Raw genomic sequence first — 2,412 nt, 5'->3', positions numbered from 1 at the left:
GCGTAGCTGACGGTGTAGGTGGTGGTGCCCAGTGCGGACGGGGTGTCCTTGAGCGAGAAGGTGCCGTCGGCGGCGACCGTCGCGGTGCCGAGCGGCGCGTCGGCCGTGGCGGAGTCGGTGCGGGTCACGGTGACCGTGGTGCCGTCCGCGAAGGGCACGGAGGAGGCCAGGGTGCCGGTGAGGGTGATCTCGTCGCCGGGAAGGGCGGTGGCCGGGGCGTTCACCGTCAGCGTGGTGGCGGCGGCCTGGGCCGGGTCCTCCAGGCTGTGCGAGGTCACCGGCGGGACGGCGGTCCCGCCGTCGGTGGCGGCGGCGGGCGTGGCCGTGACGCCGATCAGGGATGCGGTGGCGAGCAGGACGGACAGGGCCGTCCCGCCCGCGATGTGACGGGTGCGCAAGCTGGTTCCCCCCAGACAGGCGTGGGTATGGGTGCGCCGCAGGGCGCGGGCAACCGTGAACGTGCCCGGCGCGCCTTCCTCGGCCGCAAGGAGGAACGCTACGACATGCCTATGACACTGGGCTACTGCATTGATGACCCGGGCCGATCCGTTACCGCCGCTTCGCCGCCCGCTGGCCGTACTGTGCCCGATTCGATGCGGGGATCCGTACAACCATTCCGCGATGCGGACGAGGCCGCCCCGAACCGGTCGGGGCGGCCTCGCGCGTGTCTGCCGCCGAATGGCGTCAGTTGGTGAAGTACAGGTACTTCCAGGCGCCGAGGGTCGTGGTGTTCAGGCTGTCGTGCGAGCCGCCCTTGACGTACGAGAAGCGCACCCGGGCCCGGACGCCGGCCTGGCCCGGCGCGTCCAGCCGCACCCGCAGGCTGCCGTCGTGCTCCAGCCCGAAGTACTCGCTGTCCTGGGTGTACCAGCGGCCCTGGTAGTAGACCTGCAGCTCGAAGTGCCCGGCACGGCCCGTCTGGTAGGTCATGCTCGTGGTGAAGTGCGGGGCCGTCTTCTTGTGGAACCAGTAGTAGGTGGTCGAGCCGATCCTGCCCGTCTTGTAGTGGCTCGAGACGGACGTGGAGAGCTTGACCTGCGTGCCGACCGCGCGCGACACCGACTTCGGCGCGTAGGAGAAGTCACCGCCGAACGACGCCCAGAAGGTGGTGTTGCGGCTCAGCTTGTAGGTGATCCTCAGGTCGCCCGCGGAGTTCACCGTGCCGGTCTTGACCAGCTTCTTCGTGCCGCCCGCCGGCTGGGCCCAGATCGACACCACGCGGCTCTTGCCGGTTTTGCCGAGGTGCCCGGTGACGGTCGCCGTCGACCCGTAGGCGTACGTCGACAGGTTGGTCTTGATGCCGACCGAGGTGGCCAGGCGGGAGACCGCGACGGTGTCCTTGCCGGTGGCGGGAGTGTGCGTGCCGTCGCCCGCGTAGGTGGCGGTGTAGGTGACGGTGCCGCCGGTGACCGGGGTGTCCGTGAAGCTGAACGTGCCGTTGGGCGCGACCGACTTGGTGCCGAGCGACCTGCCCTTGGGGTCGGTCAGGTCGGTACGGGTCACCGCGACCTTCACACCGGCCGGGAAGGCCGCGCTCGAAGCGAGCTTCCCGGTGACCGTGATCTTCGTCGCTCGCTTGGCGGTCGCGGGGGCGCCGACCGTCAGGGTGGCGGGGGCCTTCTCGACGTCGACGACGGCGGAGGAGGTGGAGGGGGCGTGGGTGGCGTCTCCCGCGAAGGACACGCGGTAGGTGGTGTTGCCGAGGGCGGTGGGGTGGTCCTCGAAGGCGAAGCTGCCGTCGGGGTTGGTCGTGGTGGTGCCGAGGGGGGTGCCGTTGCGGGTGGCGGTGACCTCGGTGCCGGCCGGGAGGGGGGTGTCGGAGACGAGGGTGCCCCTGACGGTGACCTCGGCCCCGGGCAGTGCAGTGGTGGGGGCGCTGAGGACGACGGTGGCAGCGTCCTTCTCGACGTCGACGACGGCGGAGGCCTCGGTGGCGGCGTGGACGGTGTCGCCGGCGTACGTGACGGTGTATGTGGTGTTGCCGAGGGCGGTGGGGGTGTCCTGGAAGCTGAAGCTGCCGTCGGCGTTGGTCGCGGTGGTGCCGAGTGCGATGCCGTTGCGGGTGGCGGTGACCTCGGTGCCGGCCGGGAGGGGCGTGGCGGAGTCGAGGGTGCCCCTGACGGTGACCTCGTCGCCGGGGACGGCGGTGGCCGGGGCGTCCACCGTGAGCCTGGTCGCGGCCTTGGCGACGTTGACGGTGGCGGTGGCCTCGGTGGCGGCGTGGGTGGCGTCTCCCGCGAAGGTCACGCGGTAGGTGGTGCTGCCGAGGGCGGTGGGGGTGTCCTGGAAGCTGAAGCTGCCGTCGGGGTTGGTCGTGGTGGTGCCGAGTGCGATGCCGTTGCGGGTGGCGGTGACCTCGGTGCCGGCCGGGAGGGGCGTGGCGGAGTCGAGGGTGCCCCTGACGGTGACCTC

At 71.5% G+C, this 2,412-nt stretch carries 2 pseudogenes; both read right to left on the bottom strand.

The annotated features are described in order from the left end of the window. Positions 1-398: pseudogene (locus tag ACIP9H_RS26075) on the bottom strand (hypothetical protein); the annotation flags it as partial. Positions 399-684: 286 nt separating this feature from the next. After that, positions 685-2,412: pseudogene (locus ACIP9H_RS26070) on the bottom strand (hypothetical protein); the annotation flags it as partial.

The organism is Streptomyces sp. NPDC088732 (genome assembly GCF_044751205.1).
GTDB lineage: Bacteria > Actinomycetota > Actinomycetes > Streptomycetales > Streptomycetaceae > Actinacidiphila.
The sequence above is the reverse complement of the archived record's forward strand: the minus strand, read 5'-3'. Positions and strand labels throughout refer to the sequence as shown.